The following is a 23,545-nucleotide window of genomic DNA, read 5'->3' on the forward strand; positions in this document are numbered from 1 at the left end:
TAGCGGGGGGCATTACCGATGAAGGCTGGAGCTTACTCGCTGGCCTTGGAGTAGAGCTTGCCGCCCTGGGCGCGGTACTTTTCACCCATGGCGTCCATACCGGCAAGGATCTCCTCGGGGCTTAGGACGTTGGCGGACACGACGGTGTCGTCGGTGACCGTGTTCGCCGGGGTCTCGACGCCCTCCGGGATCTTGCCGGCGACGGCGTCCGCGACGATCTGCTGCTGGGCGGCCTCGCCGCCGAACGCCTTGCGGATGTTCTGCGAGATGGCCATCGAGCAGAACTTCGGGCCGCACATCGAGCAGAAGTGCGCCATCTTGGCCGGCTCGGCGGGCAGCGTGTCGTCGTGGAAGGCGATGGCGGTATCCGGATCGTAGCTCAGGTTGAACTGGTCGAGCCAGCGGAACTCGAAGCGGGCCTTCGAGATCGCGTTGTCGCGGTCCATTGCGTGCGGGTGGTGCTTGGCGATGTCGGCGGCGTGGCAGGCGATCTTGTAGGCGATCACGCCCTGCTTGACGTCATCCTTGTTCGGCAGGCCCAGGTGCTCCTTGGGCGTCACGTAGCACAGCATGGCGGTGCCGTAACGGCCGATTTCGGTGGCGCCGATGGCGGAGGTGATGTGGTCGTAGCCCGGCGCGGTGTCGGTCGTCAGCGGTCCCAGCGTGTAGAACGGGGCGCCGTGGCACACGGCCTTCTCCAGCTCGATGTTCATGCGCACCGTGTCGAAGGGCACGTGGCCCGGTCCCTCGATCATGACCTGCACGTCCTTGGCCCACGCGCGTTCGGTGAGCTCGCCCAGGGTCATCAGCTCGCTCAGCTGGGCCGCGTCGTTCGCGTCGGCCAGCGAGCCGGGGCGCAGACCATCGCCGAGCGAGAACGCCACGTCGTACTTGGCGAAGATGTCGCACAGTTCGTCGAAGTGCGTGTACAGGAAGCTCTCCTGATGGTGACGTAGGCACCAGTCGGCCATGATGGAACCACCACGGGAGACGATGCCGGTGACGCGGTTGGCGGTCAGCGGCACGTAGCGCAGCAGCACGCCGGCGTGGATGGTCATGTAGTCCACGCCCTGCTCGCACTGCTCGATCACGGTGTCGCGGAACAGCTCCCAAGACAGCTTGGAAGCGTCATCCTCGACCTTTTCGAGCGCCTGGTACATCGGCACGGTGCCGATCGGCACGGGGGAGTTGCGCAGGATCCACTCGCGGGTGGTGTGGATGTCGTTGCCGGTCGACAGATCCATCACGGTGTCGGCGCCCCACTTGGTGGCCCAGGTGAGCTTCTCCACTTCTTCATCGATGGAGGAGGTGACGGCCGAATTGCCCATGTTGGCGTTGAGCTTGGTGAGGAAGGCGGATCCGATGATCATCGGCTCGGCTTCGGGGTGGTTGATGTTGCAGGGCATCACGGCGCGGCCGGCGGCCAGCTCGGAGCGCACGAGCTCCACGTCGCAGTTCTCGCGGGTGGCGACGTACTGCATCTCCGGGGTGATGATGCCGTGACGGGCGTACCACATCTGGGTCACCGGGTGGTCCTTGGCGCGCATCGGCTGGTGCGTGCGTCCACGCCATTCCTTGGTGGCGCGGCCGCGCTTGATGGCGCGCTTGCCGTCGTCCTGCAGGTTGCGGCGGCGGCCCTCGTAGTCCTCGATGTCGCCGCGGTCGCGGATCCAGTCGAGGCGCAGGGGCTTCAGGCCCTCCTTCGGGTCGCACTTGGGGCCTTCGGTGTTGTAGTCGTGGAACGGGGCGTTCGGGCCCACTCCGGGGGTGTCGGAGAGCTTGATCTCGGTGTAGGGTACCTCAAGGTCGTAGGAGCCGTACTCGTAGGAGAACGGCACAGACTTGGTCTTGCGGATGTGCGCCTTGTCGCGCTGCTTGGACCCACGGGCGGCGATGTCGACGCGCTGCTGCTTGGCGAGCTTCTGCGCGTCCTTGGCGTCCTTGGCGTTGGTGAACTTCTTTTCGGTGGCCTCGGCTCCGGCGGCGGCGCTGCCTTCCTGCGCGGCCTGCGTGTCGGTGGCGGGGGTGTGGGTCACGATGCGCGGGGCGTATCCGTGGCGCTCGTCTGCGCGCACGGCCTTCCAGCCGGAGACCATCTCGCGGGTGGCGGCCTCGGGGTCTTCGGCGCCTGCGATGGCGGAGACCGCGAACCAGCCGGCGGCCTTCGTGCCGGCCAGCATGGCCATGTCAGCCGCGGTCACGCCGCCGCCGACGACGACCGGGAACTCGCTGGCGGAGCAGATCGTGTTGATCTGCGCGGCATCCAGGGTCTTGCCGGAGCCGTCGTTGCCGCCCACCGAGGCTTCCGGCTTGGTGGAGGAGACGTGCAGAGGTCCGGCGCCGATGTAGTCGATGCAGCCGTCGGGCAGCTCATTGATGAGTCGGACCAGGGACTCGGTCTCAGCCGACAGTCCCACGATCGCTTCGTCGCCCAGCAGGGCGCGGGCCTCGCGCGGCTCCATATCGCTCTGGCCGATGTGCACGCCGTCGACCTTGATGCCCTTGCGGCGGGCCTGCCACACCACGTCGGCGCGGTCGTCGATCACGAAGGCCACGGAGTCGGACTTCTCGTTGTCCTCGATGATCTGCGCGATGTCGCGGGCCATCTCGGTCAGCTCAGAGGCGTCGGCGCCCTTGGCTCGCAATTGAATGAAGGTGGCGCCGCCATGCAAGGCCTGATCGATCACCTCGGTCAGCGGCCGGTCCTTGCAGTCCTGGGGGCCGACCACGAAGTACGCGCTCAGGTCGAACGAATCGCGCATGGACGCGAATGGGTATTCATTGCTCATCTGTTGTTCCTTTAATTGTGTTATTGGAAGAATATGATGCCTATTGGAAGAATATGATGCCGGCGCCACTCATCGGGAGCACCGGGAGGGGCGGCTATCGCATGTCGATCGCGCGGTCTGCCACCTCCTCGGCGGTAACGTTCCACAGCGCGTCCAGCAGCGCCACCTGGAACGAACCGGGGCCGTTGCTTCGTTTCTCGGCTATCTCGCCGGCCGTGTTGTACAGCGATGTGGCGGCGAGCGCGGCGATCAGCGGCTGCGCGACGGCGAGATACACGGCGGTGACGCCGCCGAGCGAGCATCCGGCGCCGGTGATTTTCGTCATCATGGCGCTGCCACCCGCCAGCCGGTACACGTGTTCGCCGTCGGTCACCATGTCCGTCGCACCGGAGACGGCCACCGCCGCCGTGCCGTTGGCGCCGTGCCTCGCCATGAACCGTGCGAGCCGCTGCGCCGGTGCGATGGCGGATTCCACGTCGTCGACGGATTCCACGCCGGCGGGCTTGGATGCGGTAGCGGTCGCGGATTCCTCGTTCAGCCCCCACATGGCGTCGAGCGCGATGATCTCCGAGGCGTTGCCTCGGATCACGGTCGGCGGATAGCGCTTGAATGACTGCAATATGGCGGTTCTGGTCTCTCCAATGCCGGCGGCGACGGGGTCGAGCACCCAGGGATGGCCAGTGTTGTGGAACGCCCTCGCCACTTGCGGCAGCGCGTCCTTGTAGAACGGCAGCAGGGTGCCGACGTTGATGTAGTCGGCGCCGCTGATCGTGGCGGTGTCGATGATGTCGTCCGGCAGGAAGCTCATGGCCGCCGCGCCGCCGGCGGCGAGCTGCGCGTTGGCGACAAGGTTGATGGTGACGAAATTGGTGAAGGACTGCGCCAGCGGCGTAGTCTCGCGTACCGTGCGCACCGCGTCCGCTATCTGCTCACGCAGTGATGGCTGTGTTTGCGGCGATATCCGCGTGTTCGGCGATTCCTCGCTCATAATCATTGCTCCCTACGATGGTCTTGACCAACAGGTTCAAAGGGTCAGGCGTGTGGCCTTTCTCAACTCGCGTACTGCTGCGGGTTCCCCTGCATTGTGCCCTTCAACGCTATGGCCCAATATGGACATTGTGTCTTGCGTTTCTTGAAGGTACGTGGTAGTGGCGCCCTTTCGTTGCCGGCATGCGTTGCGTTGCGATTTTTCCGGCCCTGTATGGGGGATACAGGATTGGCGATGGCGACACGCCGTTTTTGTTAATGGCATTTACATGAAATACAGGTAATGAGATATCATTCTCATGATCACCGTGTGGATATCGCATTGGTGCGTATACACTAACAGCAACAGAGCGGCGCGGCAGGCGCTCGTGGATTCAATGAAGAAGGAACGTTTATGGCAGTTCGCAGACTTGGTGGCCGCATCGTGGCTTTCGCCGCCACAGTGGCCTTGTCAATACCGTTAGGGTTGTTAACAAATTCAGCGTGGGCGGTCGAGGACGCCACCCGATCCGACTCCACCACGCAGATGAGCTCCACGCCGGAGGTGGTCTACTCCAGCGCCGTGGATTCCAAGCAGAATCGCACCTCGGATTTCGACGCCAACTGGAAGTTCATGCTGTCCGATTCCGTGCAGGCGCAGGATCCGGCGTTCGACGATTCGGCCTGGCAGCAGGTCGACCTGCCGCATGACTACAGCATCACGCAGAAGTATTCGCAGAGCAACGAGGCCGAAAGCGCATACCTTCCCGGCGGCACCGGCTGGTACCGCAAGTCCTTCACCATCGACCGGGACCTCGCCGGCAAGCGCATCGCCATCAACTTCGACGGCGTGTACATGAACGCCACCGTCTGGTTCAACGGCGTCAAGCTCGGCACCCATCCGTACGGCTACTCGCCGTTCTCCTTCGACCTGACCGGCAACGCCAAGTTCGGTGGGGAGAACACCATCGTCGTCAAGGTCGAGAACAGGCTGCCGTCCAGCCGCTGGTACTCCGGCTCCGGCATCTACCGCGACGTCACCCTCACCGTCACCGACGGCGTGCACGTCGGCAATAACGGCGTGGCCATCAAGACCCCGAGCCTCGCCACCCAAAACGGCGGCAACGTGACGATGAACCTCACCACCAAGGTCGCCAACGACACCGAGGCCGCGGCGAACATCACCCTCAAGCAGACCGTGTTCCCCAAGGGAGGCAAGACCGACGCCGCCATCGGCACCGTCACCACCGCATCCAAGTCCATCGCGGCCGGTGCCAGCGCGGACGTGACCTCCACGATCACCGCCGCTTCGCCCAAGCTGTGGAGCATCAAGAACCCGAACCTGTACACCGTGCGCACCGAAGTGCTCAACGGCGACACGGTGCTCGACACTTACGACACCGAATATGGCTTCCGCTGGACCGGCTTCGATGCGACCAGCGGTTTCTCGCTCAACGGCGAGAAAGTCAAGCTCAAGGGCGTCTCAATGCATCATGACCAGGGATCGCTCGGCGCGGTCGCCAACCGCCGCGCCATCGAGCGCCAGGTCGAGATTCTCCAGAAGATGGGCGTCAACTCGATCCGCACCACGCACAACCCCGCAGCCAAGGCGCTGATTGACGTCTGCAACGAGAAGGGCGTCCTCGTGGTCGAAGAGGTCTTCGACATGTGGAACCGGTCGAAGAACGGCAACACCGAGGATTACGGCAAGTGGTTCGGCCAGACCATCGCCGGTGACAACGCCGTCCTGGGTGGCGACAAGGACGAGACCTGGGCCAAGTTCGACCTGACCAGCACCATCAACCGCGACAGGAACGCCCCGTCCGTCATCATGTGGTCGCTCGGCAACGAGATGATGGAAGGCATCAGCGGCAGCGTCTCGGACTTTCCGGCTACCTCCGCCAAGCTGGTCGCATGGACGAAGGCCGCGGACAGCACCCGCCCGATGACCTACGGCGACAACAAGATCAAGGCCAACTGGAACGAGTCGAACACCATGGGCGACAACCTGACCGCCAACGGCGGCGTGGTCGGCACCAACTACTCCGACGGCGCGAACTACGACAAGATCCGCACGACCCACCCCTCATGGGCCATCTACGGTTCTGAGACGGCGTCCGCCATCAACAGCCGAGGCATCTACAACCGCACCACCGGCGGCGCCCAGTCAAGCGACAAGCAGCTGACCAGCTATGACAATTCCGCAGTCGGCTGGGGTGCCGTCGCCAGCTCCGCCTGGTACGACGTGGTCCAGCGCGATTTCGTCGCCGGCACATACGTGTGGACTGGCTTCGACTATCTCGGCGAACCCACCCCGTGGAACGGCACCGGCTCCGGCGCCGTGGGCTCCTGGCCGTCGCCGAAGAACTCGTACTTCGGCATCGTCGACACCGCAGGATTCCCGAAGGACACCTATTACTTCTATCAGAGCCAGTGGAACGACGACGTGCACACGCTGCACATCCTCCCCGCATGGAACGAGAACGTCGTCGCCAAGGGCTCCGGCAACAAGGTGCCGGTCGTCGTCTACACCGACGCGGCCAAGGTCAAGCTGTACTTCACACCGAAGGGCAGTACCGAAAAGCGACTGATCGGAGAGAAGTCCTTCACCAAGAAGACCACCGCGGCCGGATACACCTATCAGGTCTACGAGGGCACCGACAAGGACTCCACCGCCCACAAGAACATGTACCTGACCTGGAACGTGCCGTGGGCCGAGGGCACCATCTCCGCCGAAGCATACGACGAGAACAACAGGCTGATCCCCGAGGGGTCCACCGAGGGCAACGCGTCGGTGACCACCACCGGCAAGGCCGCGAAGCTTAAAGCCGATGCCGACCGCAAGACGATCACCGCGGACGGCAAGGACCTGTCGTACATCGAGGTCGACGTGACCGACGCCAACGGCCATATCGTCCCCGATGCCGCCAACCGCGTCACCTTCGACGTCAAGGGCGCCGGCAAACTGGTCGGCGTCGACAACGGCAGCTCGCCGGATCACGACTCCTATCAGGCCGACAACCGCAAGGCGTTCAGCGGCAAGGTGCTCGCCATCGTCCAGTCCACCAAGGAGGCGGGCGAGATCACCGTCACCGCCAAGGCCGACGGTCTGCAATCATCCACAGTGAAGATCGCCACCACCGCCGTCCCCGGCACCAGCACCGAGAAGACGGTCCGCAGCTTCTACTACTCGCGCAACTACTACGTCAAGACCGGTAACAAGCCGATTCTGCCGAGTGATGTCGAGGTGCGCTACTCCGACGGCACGTCGGACCGTCAGAACGTCACATGGGACGCAGTCAGCGACGACCAGATCGCCAAGGCCGGTTCGTTCAGCGTGGCCGGCACGGTCGCCGGGCAGAAGATCTCCGTGCGCGTGACGATGATCGACGAGATCGGTGCGCTGCTCAACTATTCGGCCAGCACACCGGTCGGCACGCCCGCCGTGCTGCCTGGCTCGCGTCCGGCCGTGCTGCCCGACGGCACCGTGACCAGCGCGAACTTCGCCGTCCACTGGACCAAGCCCGCCGACACCGTGTACAACACGGCCGGCACCGTCAAGGTCCCCGGCACCGCCACCGTCTTCGGCAAGGAGTTCAAGGTCACCGCGACGATCCGCGTGCAGCGGTCGCAGGTCACCATCGGCAGCAGCGTCTCCGGCAATGCGCTGCGCCTGACTCAGAACATCCCCGCCGACAAGCAGTCCGACACGCTGGACGCCATCAAGGACGGCTCCACGACCGTCGACGCCAATACCGGCGGCGGCGCGAACCCGTCAGCATGGACCAACTGGGCGTACTCGAAGGCCGGCCACAACACCGCCGAGATCACCTTCGAGTACGCGACCGAGCAGCAGCTCGGCCAGATTGTCATGTACTTCTTCCGCGACAGCAACGCGGTGAGGTTCCCCGACGCCGGCAAGACGAAGATCCAGATCTCCGCGGACGGCAAGAACTGGACGGATCTCGCTGCCACGGAGACCATCGCGGCCCAGGAGTCGTCCGACCGAGTCAAGCCGTACACCTATGACTTCGCTCCGGTGGGAGCCACGTTCGTCAAGGTCACGGTCACCAACGCCGACACCACAACCCCCAGCGGCGTGGTCTGCGCCGGCCTGACCGAGATCGAGCTGAAGACCGCGACCAGCAAGTTCGTCACGAACACGTCCGCCGCGCTCTCGTCGCTGACAGTGAACGGCACGAAGGTCTCCGACTCCGTGCTCGCCGCCGGCTCCTACAACACGCCCGCGATCATCGCGGACGTCAAAGCCGAGGGCGAAGGCAACGCCAGCGTCACCGTGCTGCCCGCGCACGACAACGTGATCCGCGTGATCACCGAGTCCGAGGACCACGTCACGCGCAAGACCTTCACCATCAACCTGGGCACGGAGCAGGAATTCCCCGCAGACTCCGATGAGCGCGACTACCCGGCCGCCGACATGACGGTCACCGCGGGCAGCGAGCAGACGTCCGGCACCGCGACCGAAGGCCCGAAGAAATTCGCGGTCGACGGCAACACCAGCACGTACTGGCATTCCAACTGGACGCCCACCACCGTGAACGACCTGTGGATCGCCTTCGAGCTCCAGAAACCCACCAAGCTCGACGCGCTGCGCTACCTGCCGCGCCCCGCGGGCAGCAAGAACGGTTCCGTCACCGAATACAAGGTTCAGGTCAGCGATGACGGCACCAACTGGACCGACGCGGGCTCCGGCACATGGACCACCGATTACGGCTGGAAGCTCGCCGAGTTCAATCAGCCGGTGACCACCAAGCACGTGCGGCTCAAGGCCGTCCACACCTATGCGGATTCCGGCAACGACAAGTTCATGTCCGCCTCCGAAATCCGCCTGCGCAAGGCCTTCGACACCACCGACATCAGCGGCGCGACCGTGACCGTGCCCGCCAAGCTGACCGTCGACCGGGTGGACACCGACCATCCCGCCACCTTCGCCACGAAGGACGTGACGGTGACGTTGGGCGACGCCACGCTGCGCTACGGCGTGGACTACCTGCTCGACTACGCGGGCAACACCGCCGTCGGCAAGGCCACGGTGACCGTGCGCGGCATCGACAAGTACTCCGGCACCGTCGCCAAGACGTTCACCATCGAACTGAAGAACGCCCCGGCGCCGGAACCGACGCTGACCTCGGTGAGCGTCAAGACCAAGCCTTCCAAGCTGACCTATGTGGTCGACGACAAGTTCGACCCGGCAGGACTGGTGCTGCAGCTCAACTATGACGACGACAGCACCGGCACCGTGACCTGGAACACGCAGACGGCCGGCGACTTCACGTTCAAGCCTGCGCTCGACGCGAAGCTCAAGGTCACCGACAAGACCGTCACCGTCACCTACCAGGGCAAGTCCGCGGTCATCGACATCACCGTCTCGCAGCCCGCCCCGACCGTCAGCAAGACGGATCTGGACAAGGCCATCAAGGCGATCGAGGCCAAGAACCCGGATTCGTCCAAGTACACGGCCGACTCGTGGAAGACCTTCGCGGACGCCATGGCGCATGCCAAGGCCGTCATCGCGGATGATTCCGCCACCCAGCAGGACGTCGATAACGCGCTCAAGGCGCTGACCGACGCCTACGCCGGGCTGACCGAGAAGACGCCCGAACCCGCCCCCGTCAGCAAGTCCGAGCTGGACAAGAAGATCAAGGCGATCGAGGCCGAGAAGCTGGACGGGTCGAAGTACACGGCCGAGTCGTGGAAGGCGTTCGAGACCGCCCTGGCGCATGCCAAGGCCGTCATCGCCAGCGATTCCGCCACCCAGCAGGATGTGGACGCGGCCCTTGGCGCCCTGACCTCCGCTCGCGACGGACTGACCGAGAAGGGCGAGGTCAAGCCCGACCCGAAGCCCGAACCGGGCACCGTCGACAAGACGGCGCTGGATAAGGCGGTCAAGAAGGTCGAGGCCGAGAAGCTGGACGGGTCGAAGTACACGGCCGAGTCGTGGAAGGCGTTCGAGACCGCCCTGGCGCATGCCAAGGCCGTCATCGGCAACGCCAACTCCACGCAGTTCGACATCGACAACGCGCTGTCGATGCTCAACGACGCCCGCGCCGCGCTCAAGGAGAAGCCCGGCCGCATCATCGCCATCATCGATGGCAGCGCACTGAGCAAGACCGGCGCATCCGTCGCCATCATCGCCTCCGTCGCGGCCGCGATGCTGGCGGTCGGTGCCGGCGTCATGGCGTTGCGCCGCAAGCGCTCCTGACCCACACGAGACTCTCGCGAGTCTCCCCGGGTGCCCCGTCGACGATCATGCCGGCGGGGCACCCGCATATCCGCAGGTTGGATGCTGCCGAACAAGGCGGCATGCTGTCACCGTCTGCCGTTAGACTCGTGCGAGCATACTAAGTCCCCAAACCGTTCAAACCAGAAGGTGCATTGTGGCTGTTTCTAAACTCGATGAAGTCGTATCCCTCGCCAAGCGGCGCGGATTCGTGTTCCCCGCCGGCGAAATCTATGGCGGCACCCGTTCCGCATGGGATTACGGCCCCCTCGGCGTCGCCCTGAAAGACAATATCAAGCGTGAATGGTGGCGCTCCATGGTCGTCACCCGCGGCGACGTGGTGGGCGTGGACACATCCATCATCCTGCCGCCGGCCGTATGGGTCGCTTCGGGTCACGTCTCAGTGTTCAACGATCCGCTGATCGAATGCCTCAAGTGCCACAAGCGCCAGCGTTCCGACAAGCTGGAGGAGTCCTACGCCGAAAAGCACGGCGACAAGCTGCCCGAGAACGGTCTCAAGGACATCGTCTGCCCCGAGTGCGGCACCCGCGGCGAGTGGACCGAACCGCGTGACTTCAACATGATGCTGCGCACCCACCTCGGGCCGGTCGAGGACGAGAACAGCCTGCACTACCTGCGCCCCGAGACCGCGCAGGGCATCTTCGTCGACTTCAAGAACGTGATGACCTCCTCGCGTTCCAAGCCGCCGTTCGGCATCGCCAACATGGGCAAGTCCTTCCGCAACGAGATCACGCCCGGCAACTTCATCTTCCGCACCCGTGAGTTCGAGCAGATGGAGATGGAGTTCTTCGTGGTGCCCGGCACCGACGAGGAATGGCACCAGTACTGGATCGACACCCGCACCCGCTGGTACACCGACCTGGGCATCAACCCCGAGAACCTGCGTCACTACGAGCACCCGAAGGAGAAGCTCTCCCACTACTCGAAGCGCACGGTCGACATCGAATACAAGTTCGGTTTCCAGGGCTCCGACTGGGGTGAGCTCGAAGGCATCGCTAACCGCACCAACTACGACCTGAGCGCGCATTCCAAGCACTCCGGCGAGGATCTGAGCTACTTCAACCAGGCCACCGGCGAGAAGTTCGTGCCGTACGTCATCGAGCCGGCCGCCGGCCTGACCCGTTCCCTGATGGCGTTCCTCGTTGACGCCTACGACGTCGACGAGGCGCCGAACACCAAGGGCGGCGTCGACAAGCGCACCGTGCTGCGTCTCGACCCGCGACTTGCTCCGGTCAAGGCCGCCGTGCTGCCGCTGAGCAAGAAGCCCGAGCTGCAGTCCATCGCCCACGATCTGGCCGCCGACCTGCGTCAGCACGAGTGGATGATCGACTACGACGAGGCCGGTGCCATCGGCCGCCGTTACCGTCGTGAGGACGAGATCGGAACGCCGCTGTGCATCACCGTCGATTTCGACACGATCGACGACCAGGCCGTCACCATCCGCGAACGTGACACGATGCAGCAGGAGCGCGTCGCGCTCGACAAGGTCGCCGACTACGTGGCCGCCCGCGTGTCCGAGAAGCGCGTGCGCTACCCCGAGGGCCCCGTCAGCATCACCGGCACCAAGGCCGCCGACGGCGGCACCGACGTCGCCAAGGAGACCGGCGTGGACGAGTCCGCCCCGGTCAAGGTCGCCGAGGCCGGTGGCCTGTACTGATCGATACCCGGCCCGACTACACCGGGCCGGGTGCTGAACATCATTCGGACAGCCCCCTTTTCACCAAGGGGGCTCTTGTACATTCAAGACATGTATGGCATGAGCCGTGCCGATTCGTGGGGGAGAGCCGTGACAGACACCGTTGAACAGACCATCGCCGTCGACGCGCATGAGACCGACGTGCTCGACCCGCGCACCGACGCACCGGCCGGGAAGGAACCGGTCACGATGGCACCAGTCGATCTCGGGCCGATCCACGTGCCGACGCCGGTGGTGCTCTCCCCGATGGCGGGCGTCACGAACTGGCCGTTCCGCGTGCTGTGTGAGGAATACGGCCCGGACGGCCTGTACGTGGCCGAGATGATTACGGCGCGCGCGTTGGTCGCCCGCAATCCGAAGGCGCTGCGCCTGTGCCGGTTCGCGCCGAGCGAGCGCATCCGGTCGCTGCAGCTGTATGGCGTGAACCCGGCCATCGTCGAGCAGGCCGCGCGCATCGTCGTCGATGAGGACATGGCCGACCATGTGGACCTGAACTTCGGCTGCCCGGTTCCCAAGGTCACCCGTCGTGGCGGCGGGTCCGCGCTGCCGTGGAAGACCGACCTGTTCCGCGAGATCATTCAGCGCGTGGTGAAGGTGTGCTCGGCGGCGAACATCCCCGTTACCGCCAAGATCCGCGTCGGCATCGATCACAGCCATGAGACGTTCATGGAAGCCGGCCACATCGCGCAGGAGGAGGGGTGCGCGGCCGTCACGCTGCACGCCCGCACCACGGCGGAATACTATGGCGGCCATTCGGACTGGAGCCGCATAGGCGAACTGGTCGGCGCGCTGGACATCCCGGTGTTCGGCAACGGCGACATCTGGGGCGCCGACGATGCCCTGGAGATGGTCCGCGAGACGGGATGCGCCGGGGTCGCCATCGGGCGCGGATGCCAGGGCCGGCCGTGGCTGTTCGCCGATATCAGGAACGCCTTCGCGGGCAGCGACGAGCGCGTCAACCCTACGCTGGGGGCCGTATGCGACGTGATCATGCGCCACGCCCGGCTGCTCGTCGAGTTCTATGACGGTGACGAGCGCATGGCCGTGCACGACCTGCGCAAGCACATCGCCTGGTATCTCAAGGGATTCCCCGTCGGAGGGACGACGCGCAGGGCGTTCATGGAGTGCGAGAACCTCGCCGACGTGGAGCGCGAGACCTCGCGTCTCGATCCCGCCATCACCTTCCCCGAACGGGTGAAGGACAAGCCGCGCGGCCGTGTTCGCTTTGCAAAAAAAGTGCATCTGCCGTACGGTTGGCTCGACTCTCGGTTCACCACGCACGAGGAGCGCGAGACGCTGTTCGGCGACGATCCGATGGACGCCGGATACTGAGACGGCATCCGGGTCATGGGCCGAATGCGGCCATGGTGTGTCGTTTTGTGCAAATGAGATGGAAAAACGTTGATACACGCCGAGAAAATAGCTTTATAATCAATGGTTCTGCGATAGAGTTATGCGTAACCGTGAGTGACAGGAGACAATGGTGAGCGAGATTGCCCAGACTGACAATTTCAACGACAGGACCAACATCAAAGTCGTCGGTGTCGGTGGAGCCGGCGGTAATGCCGTCAACCGCATGATCGCCGAAGGCCTGCAGAACGTGCAGTTCGTGGCCATCAACACCGATGCCAAGGATTTGCTGCGCTCCGACGCCGATGTGAAGATCTCGTTGAATGACGCTTCAAGCCGTGGATTGGGTGCCGGCGCCGATCCCGAGCGGGGCAGCAAGGCCGCGCAGGATCACCAGTCCGACATCGAGGAGGCGCTCAAGGGCGCCGACATGGTCTTCGTGACCTGTGGCGAGGGCGGCGGCACCGGCACCGGCGCGAGCCCCATCGTCGCCCGCGCGGCGCATCAGCAGGGGGCGCTGACCATCGCCGTGGTCACCCGGCCGTTCACGTTCGAGGGACCGCAGCGTTCCGCCTCCGCCGATCTGGGCATCGAGAACCTGCGCAAGGAGGTCGATGCCCTGATCGTCATCCCCAACGACCGGCTGCTTGAGCTGTCCGACCGCACGATCGGCATCGTCGACGCCTTCAAGACCGCCGATTCGGCGTTGCTCGCCGGTGTGCAGGGCATCACCGACCTGATCACGATGAACTCGTACATCCATGTCGACTTCTCCGACGTCACCGCCATCCTTCGCGGCGCCGGCACCGCGCTGTTCGGCATCGGCTCCGCGCGGGGCGAGGACCGCGCCACGCAGGCCGCCGAGATCGCCATCAGCTCGCCGCTGCTGGAATCCAGCGTCGAAGGGGCTCACGGAGCCCTCATCAACATCGCCGGCCCGACCGACCTCAAGCTGCAGGAGGCCTCTGCGGCCACCGAGCTGGTGCGCAAGGCCATCCACCCCGAAGCCCAGATCATCTGGGGTCTCGCGCTCGACGACGCCTACGGCGACGAGGTCCGCGTCACGGTCATCGCGGCCGGTTTCGACGCCGATTCCAAGAACACCAACGTGCCCTCGATGAAGGGCACCACGACCGCCGCATCCATCCCGGCTTCCCACACCACGGACCCCGTCACGCCGACGCACGCGCACGACCAGCAGCAGCCGGTCGCGCCGAGCATCCCCGTGCGCACGCAGCCGTCCGCGAACACGCCCATGACCACCACCAATCCGGCGGCGCGTCAGGTGCCGGATTTCGCGCTGCGCAAGGGCGGCCCCGCGTCGATGCCGATCGATGACGAGACCTCCGAGCACGATATCGTCTCCTCCGGTGACCTGGGCGACCTCGATATCCCTGATTTTCTGCGCTGAGCCGAAAGGAACTGAACAGTCATGGCTGGGTTTATGAAGAACGCGATGCAGTATCTGGGCATGGCGGATGTTGCCGAAGACGATGAGCCGATGGACATCCAGGATGAGGATCCCGGATTCGACGACGATCATTCGGTCACTCCGGTGTCCCAGGCTGCGCCATCGTCGCCGACATCCGCGCCCAGCCGTGAGTCGAATCCGTTCCAGGGTCGCGTGAGCCGCATCACCACGATTCATCCGAAGTCCTACGAGGACGCGCAGCTGGTGGGGCGTGCTATCCGCGACGGCGTGCCCGTCGTGCTCAACCTGACCGGTGTCTCTGAGGCCGTGGCGTACCGCATCGTGGACTTTTCCGCGGGCGTCGTCTTCGGCGTGCGCGGGTCCATCGAGCGTGTCACTCCGCGCGTGTTCCTGCTCAGCCCGGCCCAGGTGAACATCAAGGTGGAGGAGCCGCAGGCGCCGTCCTCGGCGCACGACCTGTTCGCCGACTGATCTGCCGGCGGTCGGCCGGATTGGCGGCTGTAGACGATTCGTCGTCATAACAGCGGCGGCGGTAATGCCCAGTTGACGTTCAGCTGACGGCAATGAAGCTGTATGCCGCTTTGATAGGCTGGAAGGCATGGTGTTCACAATAGTGCGTCTGGTGATTGACTGGATTATCGACGCTTATATCACGGTGCTGTTCGTCCGTATGATCCTGGATTGGGTGTCGGTGCTTGCGCCGCGTTGGTATCCCAAGGGCGTCGTCGCATCGCTGATCAATGTCGTCTACCAGCTCACCGAGCCGCCGTTGCGCTGGCTGCGACGCTACATCCGGCCCATACCGATGGGGCCTATAGCGATGGACGTCAGCTTCATCGTGCTGTACACCGCACTTGCCGCCTTGAGAATATTGGTGTAAATCGCGCCGTAATCACGCATACGGCGAGAGTTCTTTCAGGGTTCGTGCTAGCATCGGAAGGTGATACCAACACAGCGAGGCATCGTGCCCAAAGCGAGGTGTAAGTTTTATGGCTCTTTTGACGCCTAAAGATATACGGGAGCATACCTTCCAGACCGTGCGTTTCAAGGAAGGCTATGATGTCGACGAGGTTGACGATTTTCTCGATCAGGTGACGGAAACCGTCGAGGCGCTTGGCAAGCAGGCCGTTGCAAGTGGCCAGGCGACGCAGTCCCTTCCTCCCGACGTCGCCAAGCTCAACTCCAAGATTTCCGAGTTGACTGCGCAGGTACAGTCACTGCAGAGCGAAAACGAGCAGCTCAAGTCCGCGGCGCCCGTCGCCAGCAAGGACGATCAGGCGGCTCAGGTGGCTGCGGCGAAACTCACCGAAGCCGAGGAGAGCAACCGCGCGCTGTCCCAGCAGAACGAGCAGCTCAAGGATCAGGTGGATCGCCTCAGCGGCCAGATCGACCAGCTGACCGCGCAGGCCGCCCAGGCCTCCGGCAAGGCCGATGTCGCCGCGCAGCTCGCCGCGGTGCAGAACGAGCGCGACCAGTACCGCGTCAGCGCCCGGGACATGAGCGGACGTCTGCAGGAAGCGCAGCAGCAGGCCGCCTCCTACCAGCAGCAGCTCAACGATGCCAAGAAGCACCTCGATGCGTTGCAGCAGCAGGCCGCGCAGGCCTCCGATCTGGCTCGTCAGCTGGAGGAGTCCAAGCAGCGCGAGAACCAGCTGCGCGAGCAGGTCGCCAAGGTCGAGCCGAGCACGGAGACCGGCAGCCTGCAGAAGATCGCTGGTGCCGCCGCCGCTGCCAGCAGCGAGCCCGAGCGCGCCACCGCCATGCTGACGCTGGCCATGCAGCTGCACGACCAGTACGTCGACAAGGGCAAGGCCAAGGCGAAGGAAATCACCGAGGCCAGCCAGAACAAGTACAACGAGCTGGTCACCAAGGCCAACGACTACTCGTCCCGCACCCGTACCGAGGCCGATGAGTACAACAAGCAGGTTCACTCCGATGCCGACGCGTACTCGGAGCGCACTCGTTCCGACGCCGACGCCTACTCGGTGAAGACCCGTCAGGATGCCGACACGTACCGCGAGAACACGCAGCAGCAGGCCGACAACTATGAGGACGAGGTGCGTCGTCGCGCCGGCGAGTACGACAGCAAGACCCGCTCCAACGCCGATGAGTATGCGCAGCAGGTGCGTGACAAGCTCACCACCCAGTCCAAGGTCATCGAGGGCAACATTCAGGGCCTCAAGCAGTTCGAAGCCGAATACCGTGCGCGTCTGACCGAGTTCCTCGGCCAGCTGTCTCGTCAGGTGTCCGATACGAACAACTACAGCCAGATCGGCAAGCAGGCGGAATAGTCGATGAAGGATATCCAAGGACGGCTGCGTGTTCGCGTAGCCGTCTTTGCATGTGTGGCGGCCGTGGCGCTGGGCATCGATCAGCTCACCAAGATGTGGGCGCAGCAGGCGTTGGGCGACGGGCGTACAGTGCCGCTGATCCCGGGCCTGCTTTCGTTGACGCTGGTTCATAATCCGGGTGCATCGCTCGGTCTCGGATCGGGAAGCACATGGCTGATTTCGCTGCTCGCCGTGGTGGCGTGCGTGGTGATGGCGGTGCTGGCGGCACGCACGATATCGATGCGCTGGACGGTGATGTTCGCGTTCGCGTTCGCCGGAGCGTTCGGCAATCTGATCGATCGCGTGGCCTATGCGGACGGGTTTCTCAATGGCAAGGTCGTTGATTTCCTGAATTATGGTTGGTCCGTGGGCAATGTCGCTGATATCTATCTGGTGATGGCCGGCATCGGCGTCGTGGTGCTGATTGTGCTGGATGTGCCGTTCAGTCGCAAGGACCTCGATCGGATTGAGCATCTGGGGGAGGATGCCGGTGACGTGGCGCGTGACGGGGAGCCAGACGGCACGGCGGACGAATCGCAGGACTCGTCAGCGATGGTGCAGGATGCATCGTCCGGCTCACCCCGGACGGAGGTGACCGTTTCGAGCCGTCAGCCTGATGACTCGGAGAGGAGCGCTTCATGAGCCGTCTCGTTCCGGCGCCCGACGCATTGGTGGGGTCACGATTCGACGTGGCGGTTTCCAAGATGCTGGGCATCTCGCGTGCCAAGGCGGCGGATCTTATCGAATCCGGCCAAGCCCGCGTGCTGGATCGTGCGATCGCCAAGTCGGGCACGCTGCTGTATGGGGAGACCGTCGAATTCGACATCGCCGAAGAACGGCATGAGCCGGAACCGGTGTGTCTCGACATGGCCATCGTGTATGAGGATGACGATGTCGTCGTGGTCGACAAGCCCGTGGGCGTCGCTGCACATGCTTCGGCCGGATGGACAGGCCCCACCGTATTGGGCAGCCTGCTCAAACGCGGCGTGCGCATCACCTCATACGGAGCTCCCGGGCGGCAGGGCATCGTGTCGCGGTTGGATGTGGGCACGTCCGGCCTGATGCTGGTGTGCAAGTCAGAGCTGGCGTACAAGGAGATGCGGCGGCAGTTCTCCGAGCATGAGGTGGTCAAGACCTATCATGCGATGGTCCAGGGCAACCTCAAGGAGGACAAGGCCACCATCGAAGCGCCCATCGGCCGCGCCAAGGTGTCGGACTTCCGCTTCTGCGTCACGCCGTCGGGCAAGCCGGCGGTCACGCATTGGGACGTGCTGGACCGATTCGGCGAGGCGACGCTGGTTTCGGTGAATCTCGAAACCGGACGCACGCATCAGATTCGCGTGCATTTCTCTTCGATCGGGCATCCTCTGGTCGGAGACCCGATGTATGGGGCCAATCCGGTGCTGGCCGGGGAGCTCGGCCTGGACCGGCAGTGGTTGCATGCGATGAAGCTGGAGTTTCGCCACCCCCGCACCCATCTCTGGACGTCGGTCGAATCCCACTACCCGGCCGATCTTGCCCATGCACTGGAACTTATGCGCGCCAGGCATGCCTCAACTGGTCTGGAAGCCGCCGACTAGCGTACCCAATCGGCCTGTCGCGTAGCGCTGTCATCCTACTGTCGCCCCCGCTGGCGGGGGGCTGTCGCGTAGCGACTGGGGTGGTCCAACGCCAATTCGCGCCCCCGCTGTTCTTACTTATCGCGTTTCTTCCATGCGACGACGGAAGTGACCACGCCGGCCGCCAGCAGCGGTACGCAGGCCAACGCCGCGACGCCTTCAACCAGCAGCAGGATGGCGTCTGCGGGATTGTAGACGCCGCGATTGAGATACATATAACATGCGATTGCGGCCAGTGCCGATACTGTGCCGGCCGCCAGCAGCGCAAAGCCGAGCGTGCGCAAGGCATCATGCGATGAGGAGCAAGATTGAGCCGATGCCGCAGTCGGCATGGTCGGTGCGGACTGCACGGTGATCGGCGGCGAATCCTCATAGTGTGGCTGATTTGCGGACGTCATTGTTCCTCCTGGTGGTTCGTTGCCGCGAATTGTCTGGCGACGGCGGATCATCCTTGATGGCAATCTATGCGACGGAGACACTTTTTGTCCAGCGGAACGGACAATGTGGTCGAAGGCTGCCGAGTTATCCACATTTTGGGCGTGTCGTGCCGGATTCGATTCAGCTTTCGCGAGTTACATGTGGCATTTTCGCAGTGTTTACTGATGGTCGTCATTCGCTGCCATACATGTCCCTCCTGTACAATGACCATGTCATGCATGATGAGACAAGGGGTGAGCATGTATACCTCGTTGGACAGGTTCCGCATCAAGCCGGGTAAAGAGGATTTGGCCCGCGAATGGTTCCGATATCTGAACGATCACTTGGCCGAAGCGAATGCGACGATGCCGGCTGAGGGCGCGCATATCGAGTCATGGTTCCTGCACGAGGAATCGGACGGACTGTACGGATACGTGTACGTGATCTACGACGACAATGATAAGGCTGTCGAAGTGTTCAAGGAGAGTGAGAATCCGTTGGACATCAAGCACAACGAGTACATGAACGCCTGCATCGACTACCACGACTACGCCGAGATGAAGCCTGCCGTGGCGCTGGGCGACTACTCCGTATTCCGGAGATGATTGGTCGACGGTTCGTCGACGCCGTTGTGTTTGCAGACTCGTTTGTACAACTTATGCATTTCGGTCAAATGCATAAGTTGTACAAACGATTTCCCTAGAGACCCTACTTGCCTTGCTGCGTTTCGTTGGAATTCCAGCGTTTTCGGGAATACCCGTGACTCGCGGCAACGGGTATGTGTGCTGTTTCCCGCGATTATGCGGGACAACGTCCGCATTATGGCATTTCGCGGGCGTTGTACACGCGGCATTGCACTCGGGTCGGAAACGCGCGGAGCAAGTTCTTCCGCCTCGCCGCCGGGGCGGAAGAACCATATGCACTGAAACGCGTCGCCCGAGGAATAACGCAGAGGACGCTCCGCCAGCGCACAATCAGTTTTTGTGCAGTTTGGCGTTGAGCTCAATCCCCGTCTTCCGGTAGCGGGCCTCAATGCGGCCGTTGACGGAGTTGCGGATGAAGAGGATGTTGTCTTTGCCGCTCAGATCGGCGCCCTTGACGACGTCCAGCGGTTCGCCGGCGGCGGCTTTGGCCTTGTCCCAGACGGTGATCTTGGTACCGGCGGTGACGTACAGGCCTGCTTCGACGACGCAGTTGTCGCCGAGCGAGATGCCGATGCCGGCGTTGGCGCCGAGCAGGGAGTGCTCGCCGATGGAGTTGCGGAGCTTGCCGCCGCCGGACAGGGTGCCCATGATGGAGGCGCCGCCGCCGATGTCGGAGCCGTTGCCGACGACGACGCCTTGCGAGACACGGCCTTCGACCATTGAGACGCCCAAAGTTCCCGCGTTGAAGTTGACGAAGCCGGCGTGCATGACGGTGGTGCCTTCGGACAGGTGGGCACCGAGACGCACGCGGTCGGCGTCGCCGATGCGCACGCCGGAGGGAACCACGTAGTCGATCATGCGCGGGAACTTGTCGATTGACAGCACGTTGACGGTGGCGGCGGGAGCGGCGGCCGGAAGCCCGGCGGAGGCGGCGAAGGAGCGCGCGGCGCTGGTGGCGGCCGATTCGACGTCGAGCTTGCGGGCGTTGAAGTCTTCGACCGCGAACGGGCCGTAATTGGTCCAGACCACGTTCGTGAGCTTGGCGAAGATGCCGTCGAGGTTGAGGGTGTTCGGCTGGGCGAGGCGCATGGAGAGCAGGTGCAGGCGCAGGTAGGCGTCGGCCGCATCCGCGATCGGGTCGTCAAGGGAGCTTACGGTGAACACCGGTTCGCGGCGCACGCCACGGGCGTCGGCCTGCGGCTGCGCCAGCGCCCCGAACTCGTGGTTGGGGCGGTTCGCGCCTTCGGGCGCGGCGCCGAGCGTCAGTTGCGGATACCAGACGTCGAGTGTGTTCCCGGCTGCATCGATGCTGGCCAGTCCCCAGCCCCATGCGGTGCGTTCGTTCGTCATGCTTGTCTCCTTGGTGGATGAACGGTAGATGCTTCTATATTATGGGCAGATGGGCACGTATGAGGCTGCCGTTCCGAATCATTGTGGCGCGGTTTCGTCACGGGAGAAAATCTAGCGGGGCGGCTACGATGAAAAGCTATGAGTGACTACAGGACCGAACGGGAGCAGCGTGAGCGCCGCCGCCGCATCATCATGCGTGCGGTGTGCGTCGTCATTGCCGTGGCCATGCTCGGCAGCCTGGTCATTCCCGCGGTGTATGCGGGTCTTTGACGCGATCATTGGCGTCCTGCCGTGACGCGAGGTGCTTGAGATTTCGCATATGGTCGGCAGCGTCGTCACACAATCGATTCGTTCACAAGTTCAATGATTATGGTGGTATTCGATGGCAGAATTTGATTTTTCACAGGCAATCGGCGAGGCACGGTCGAAGTATGAGTCCATTGCGAAGGCGTTGGACATCGAACGGCTGAAGTCGCAGATCGCGACGTTGGAGACCGAGGCCGCTAAGCCTGGTCTGTGGGATGATCCTGAGAACGCGCAGAAGGTGACCAGCCGCCTGTCCGCGGCTCAGGCGCAGCTGAAGCGCCTGAACGAGGCGAACCGTCGCATCGAGGATGTCGAGACGCTGGTGGAGCTCGCTCAGGAGGAGGCTGACGCCGATTCTCTGAGCGAGGCTCAGTCCGAGATCGGCTCCATCGCCCAGGAGCTGGATGACATGGAGATCCAGACGCTGTTGGACGGCGAATATGACGAGCGTTCCGCGGTCGTGACGATCCGCTCCGGCGCGGGTGGCGTGGACGCCGCCGATTTCGCCCAGATGCTGTTGCGCATGTACCTGCGCTACTGCGAGCGCAACGGGTTCAAGGCCAAGGTGATGGATACGTCGTACGCCGAGGAAGCGGGCATCAAGTCGGCCACGTTCCAGGTGGATGCGCCGTATGCGTATGGCCGCCTGAGCGTGGAGGGCGGCACGCACCGTCTGGTGCGCATCAGCCCGTTCGACAACCAGGGCCGTCGACAGACGAGTTTCGCCGCCGTCGAGGTGGTGCCGCTCGTCGAGGCGACCGATCACATCGACATTCCGGACACCGATATCCGCGTGGATACGTACTGCTCGTCCGGCCCCGGCGGCCAGGGCGTGAACACCACGTATTCCGCGGTGCGCATCACCCACCTTCCCACCGGCATCGTGGTGACGATGCAGGACGAGCGCTCGCAGATCCAGAACCGCGCCGCCGCGATGGCCGTGCTGCAGTCCCGACTGCTGGTGCTGCGCCACGAGGAAGAAGCGAAGAAGAAGAAGGAGCTCGCGGGCGACATCAAGGCCAGCTGGGGTGACCAGATGCGTTCGTACGTGCTTCACCCGTACCAGATGGTCAAGGATCTGCGCACCGGTTGCGAGACCAGCCAGACCCAGGCCGTGTTCGACGGCGATATCGATGCGTTCATCGAAGCCGGTATCCGCTGGCGTCACGAGCAGCGTCGCCAGGCGGCCGAAGAGGAAGAGTAAACCGTGACTTGGCTCCCGGCTCCGGGGGCGAGTGAGGAGACGATATGGCACTCATCGCATTGGATCATGTGAGCAAGGTGTATCCCAAGGGTACGAGGCCGGCGTTGGATGATGTCAACCTCGACATCGAACGTGGCGATTTCGTGTTTCTGGTCGGTGCTTCCGGTTCTGGCAAGACGACGCTGCTGAGCCTGCTGCTGCGCGAGGAGGAGGCCACGGACGGCGAGATTCGAGTGGCCGGCAATGATCTTCGCCGTCTGACGAACCGTCAGGTGCCGCAGTATCGTCGTTCCATCGGATTCGTGTTCCAGGATTACAAGCTGCTGGCGAACAAGACCGTGTGGCAGAATGTGGCGTTCGCGCTTGAGGTGATCGGCACGCGCCGGTCCGCCATCAAGTCGCTGGTGCCGCAGGTGCTGCAGACCGTGGGATTGACCGGTAAGGAGAACAACTACCCGCATGAGCTGTCCGGCGGTGAGCAGCAGCGTGTGGCCATCGCCCGCGCGTATGTGAACCATCCGCAAATCCTGCTGGCCGATGAGCCCACCGGAAACCTCGATCCGACAACGTCGCTGGGCATCATGGAGGTGCTGGACGCCATCAACCGCACCGGCACGACGATCGTGATGGCCACGCACAACGAGGAGATCGTCAACTCGATGCGCAAGCGCGTCATCGAGCTGCATACCGGCAAGATCGTGCGCGACGAGGCCCAGGGCTCGTATGATTCCGCCGAGTTCTTCCCCGACAGCGATGTCGCGTCCAAGGCGCATGAGGCGATCAGCGGGCAGTCGGATGATTCGCGTTTCCGCCCTGATTCCGGCTCGTTCGACGCACAGGTCACCACTATCGAGGCCCGTGGCGAGGAGGGTGCAGTCGAGGGTATCGAAGTGGTCGCCAAGGCGGTCAGCGGCAATATCCGGAACGAAGGCATCGCCCGGTTGGCGAGCTCCGTGCATTCGGGGCGTACCGGCCGCTACGGTGAGGCGTTCCAGTCGGTGGAGGACACGCTGACCTGGGGCAAGGGCCTGTCGCTTGAGCAGATTGCCGCGCAGGAGGAGCAGAAGGCCCGCGCCGAGCAGGGCGGGGATGAACACTCCGATGCCGCGGCTCAGTCGAGCGACCGGGCGACGGCTCGGGGTGATGCCCGGTCCGCGCAGCCGGAGGACGCCGCCCAGCC

At 63.8% G+C, this 23,545-nt stretch carries 16 protein-coding genes, 1 pseudogene and 1 riboswitch; of the genes and pseudogenes, 13 read left to right on the forward strand and 4 right to left on the reverse strand.

From position 1 onward, the window contains the following. Positions 1–32: 32 nt before the first annotated feature. Positions 33–2,789: a phosphomethylpyrimidine synthase ThiC gene (thiC, locus tag MMB49_RS02595; protein WP_047271657.1), complete on the reverse strand. Its 2,757-nt coding sequence runs from the start codon at positions 2,787–2,789 to the stop codon at positions 33–35. A 94-nt stretch (positions 2,790–2,883) separates the two neighbouring features. Then, the gene (locus MMB49_RS02600; RefSeq protein ID WP_162864396.1) at positions 2,884–3,783 is read right to left on the reverse strand and encodes a hydroxyethylthiazole kinase; all 900 of its coding nucleotides are present in this window, start codon (positions 3,781–3,783) and stop codon (positions 2,884–2,886) included. Beyond that, a riboswitch (TPP riboswitch) is annotated at positions 3,770–3,878 on the reverse strand. It overlaps the preceding gene by 14 nt. Positions 3,879–4,242: 364 nt before the next feature. Between MMB49_RS02600 and MMB49_RS02605 the strand changes: the two genes are divergently transcribed. The 9 genes from MMB49_RS02605 (at position 4,243) to MMB49_RS02645 (ending at position 18,405) form a co-directional block, all read left to right on the forward strand. Then, entirely contained in the window at positions 4,243–9,978 is a 5,736-nt protein-coding gene (locus tag MMB49_RS02605; protein ID WP_232782771.1) for a discoidin domain-containing protein, read from the forward strand. Between the two features lie 175 nt (positions 9,979–10,153). Next, a complete protein-coding gene (locus tag MMB49_RS02610) occupies positions 10,154–11,674 on the forward strand; it encodes a glycine--tRNA ligase (RefSeq protein WP_047271662.1) in 1,521 nt (506 codons plus the stop codon). A gap of 90 nt (positions 11,675–11,764) precedes the next feature. Further along, positions 11,765–13,045, forward strand: coding sequence for a tRNA dihydrouridine synthase DusB (gene dusB, locus MMB49_RS02615; protein ID WP_229940950.1), 1,281 nt, complete (start codon positions 11,765–11,767; stop codon positions 13,043–13,045). Between the two features lie 151 nt (positions 13,046–13,196). After that, positions 13,197–14,474 carry a cell division protein FtsZ gene (gene ftsZ, locus MMB49_RS02620; RefSeq protein WP_082247880.1) on the forward strand — a complete coding sequence of 426 codons (1,278 nt, stop codon included), beginning with the start codon at positions 13,197–13,199 and terminating at the stop codon, positions 14,472–14,474. Between the two features lie 21 nt (positions 14,475–14,495). After that, entirely contained in the window at positions 14,496–14,966 is a 471-nt protein-coding gene (locus MMB49_RS02625; RefSeq protein WP_003812187.1) for a cell division protein SepF, read from the forward strand. A gap of 127 nt (positions 14,967–15,093) precedes the next feature. Next, on the forward strand, positions 15,094–15,375 hold the full coding sequence (locus MMB49_RS02630; protein ID WP_047271666.1) for a YggT family protein: 282 nt from the start codon (positions 15,094–15,096) through the stop codon (positions 15,373–15,375). Positions 15,376–15,484: 109 nt separating this feature from the next. Further along, a complete protein-coding gene (locus tag MMB49_RS02635) occupies positions 15,485–16,786 on the forward strand; it encodes a DivIVA domain-containing protein (protein ID WP_003812192.1) in 1,302 nt (433 codons plus the stop codon). 3 nt (positions 16,787–16,789) lie between these two features. Then, positions 16,790–17,467: a signal peptidase II gene (locus MMB49_RS02640; protein ID WP_047271668.1), complete on the forward strand. Its 678-nt coding sequence runs from the start codon at positions 16,790–16,792 to the stop codon at positions 17,465–17,467. Continuing rightward, complete coding sequence (locus tag MMB49_RS02645) at positions 17,464–18,405, forward strand: RluA family pseudouridine synthase (RefSeq protein WP_003820557.1); 942 nt, start codon at positions 17,464–17,466, stop codon at positions 18,403–18,405. Before MMB49_RS02640 ends, MMB49_RS02645 begins: the two co-directional genes overlap by 4 nt. A 113-nt stretch (positions 18,406–18,518) precedes the next feature. On the opposite strand, the gene MMB49_RS02650 is transcribed toward MMB49_RS02645, so the two are convergent. Then, entirely contained in the window at positions 18,519–18,842 is a 324-nt protein-coding gene (locus MMB49_RS02650) for a hypothetical protein (protein ID WP_047271671.1), read from the reverse strand. A gap of 279 nt (positions 18,843–19,121) precedes the next feature. Between MMB49_RS02650 and MMB49_RS02655 the strand changes: the two genes are divergently transcribed. Continuing rightward, positions 19,122–19,466 (forward strand): DUF6176 family protein, encoded by a 345-nt coding sequence (locus MMB49_RS02655; protein ID WP_003812206.1) that lies wholly within the window; start codon positions 19,122–19,124, stop codon positions 19,464–19,466. Positions 19,467–19,835: 369 nt separating this feature from the next. Here MMB49_RS02655 and dapD read toward each other — a convergent pair whose 3' ends face one another. Further along, entirely contained in the window at positions 19,836–20,855 is a 1,020-nt protein-coding gene (gene dapD, locus MMB49_RS02660; protein WP_003812208.1) for a 2,3,4,5-tetrahydropyridine-2,6-dicarboxylate N-succinyltransferase, read from the reverse strand. 138 nt (positions 20,856–20,993) lie between these two features. Between dapD and MMB49_RS02665 the strand changes: the two genes are divergently transcribed. From MMB49_RS02665 to ftsE, 3 genes and pseudogenes are all read left to right on the forward strand, one after another. Further along, the gene (locus MMB49_RS02665) at positions 20,994–21,125 is read left to right on the forward strand and encodes a hypothetical protein (RefSeq protein WP_261804391.1); all 132 of its coding nucleotides are present in this window, start codon (positions 20,994–20,996) and stop codon (positions 21,123–21,125) included. A gap of 112 nt (positions 21,126–21,237) precedes the next feature. Beyond that, complete coding sequence (prfB, locus tag MMB49_RS02670) at positions 21,238–22,365, forward strand: peptide chain release factor 2 (protein WP_003812212.1); 1,128 nt, start codon at positions 21,238–21,240, stop codon at positions 22,363–22,365. A 44-nt stretch (positions 22,366–22,409) separates the two neighbouring features. Beyond that, positions 22,410–23,396, forward strand: a pseudogene (ftsE, locus tag MMB49_RS02675) (cell division ATP-binding protein FtsE); the annotation flags it as partial. Positions 23,397–23,545 lie beyond the last annotated feature (149 nt).

The sequence above is a fragment of the Bifidobacterium sp. SKU genome, assembly GCF_026016405.1.
GTDB lineage: Bacteria > Actinomycetota > Actinomycetes > Actinomycetales > Bifidobacteriaceae > Bifidobacterium > Bifidobacterium bifidum.

Bases quoted from the DNA above. Each gene is read 5' to 3' on its own strand.
- thiC (WP_047271657.1), bottom strand. From the start codon at position 2,789: ATGAGCAATGAATACCCATTCGCGTCCATGCGCGATTCGTTCGACCTG.
- MMB49_RS02600 (WP_162864396.1), bottom strand. From the start codon at position 3,783: ATGATTATGAGCGAGGAATCGCCGAACACGCGGATATCGCCGCAAACA.
- dusB (WP_229940950.1), top strand. From the start codon at position 11,765: ATGTATGGCATGAGCCGTGCCGATTCGTGGGGGAGAGCCGTGACAGAC.
- MMB49_RS02625 (WP_003812187.1), top strand. From the start codon at position 14,496: ATGGCTGGGTTTATGAAGAACGCGATGCAGTATCTGGGCATGGCGGAT.
- MMB49_RS02630 (WP_047271666.1), top strand. From the start codon at position 15,094: ATGGTGTTCACAATAGTGCGTCTGGTGATTGACTGGATTATCGACGCT.
- MMB49_RS02635 (WP_003812192.1), top strand. From the start codon at position 15,485: ATGGCTCTTTTGACGCCTAAAGATATACGGGAGCATACCTTCCAGACC.
- MMB49_RS02640 (WP_047271668.1), top strand. From the start codon at position 16,790: ATGAAGGATATCCAAGGACGGCTGCGTGTTCGCGTAGCCGTCTTTGCA.
- MMB49_RS02645 (WP_003820557.1), top strand. From the start codon at position 17,464: ATGAGCCGTCTCGTTCCGGCGCCCGACGCATTGGTGGGGTCACGATTC.
- MMB49_RS02650 (WP_047271671.1), bottom strand. From the start codon at position 18,842: ATGACGTCCGCAAATCAGCCACACTATGAGGATTCGCCGCCGATCACC.
- MMB49_RS02655 (WP_003812206.1), top strand. From the start codon at position 19,122: ATGTATACCTCGTTGGACAGGTTCCGCATCAAGCCGGGTAAAGAGGAT.
- dapD (WP_003812208.1), bottom strand. From the start codon at position 20,855: ATGACGAACGAACGCACCGCATGGGGCTGGGGACTGGCCAGCATCGAT.
- MMB49_RS02665 (WP_261804391.1), top strand. From the start codon at position 20,994: ATGAGTGACTACAGGACCGAACGGGAGCAGCGTGAGCGCCGCCGCCGC.
- prfB (WP_003812212.1), top strand. From the start codon at position 21,238: ATGGCAGAATTTGATTTTTCACAGGCAATCGGCGAGGCACGGTCGAAG.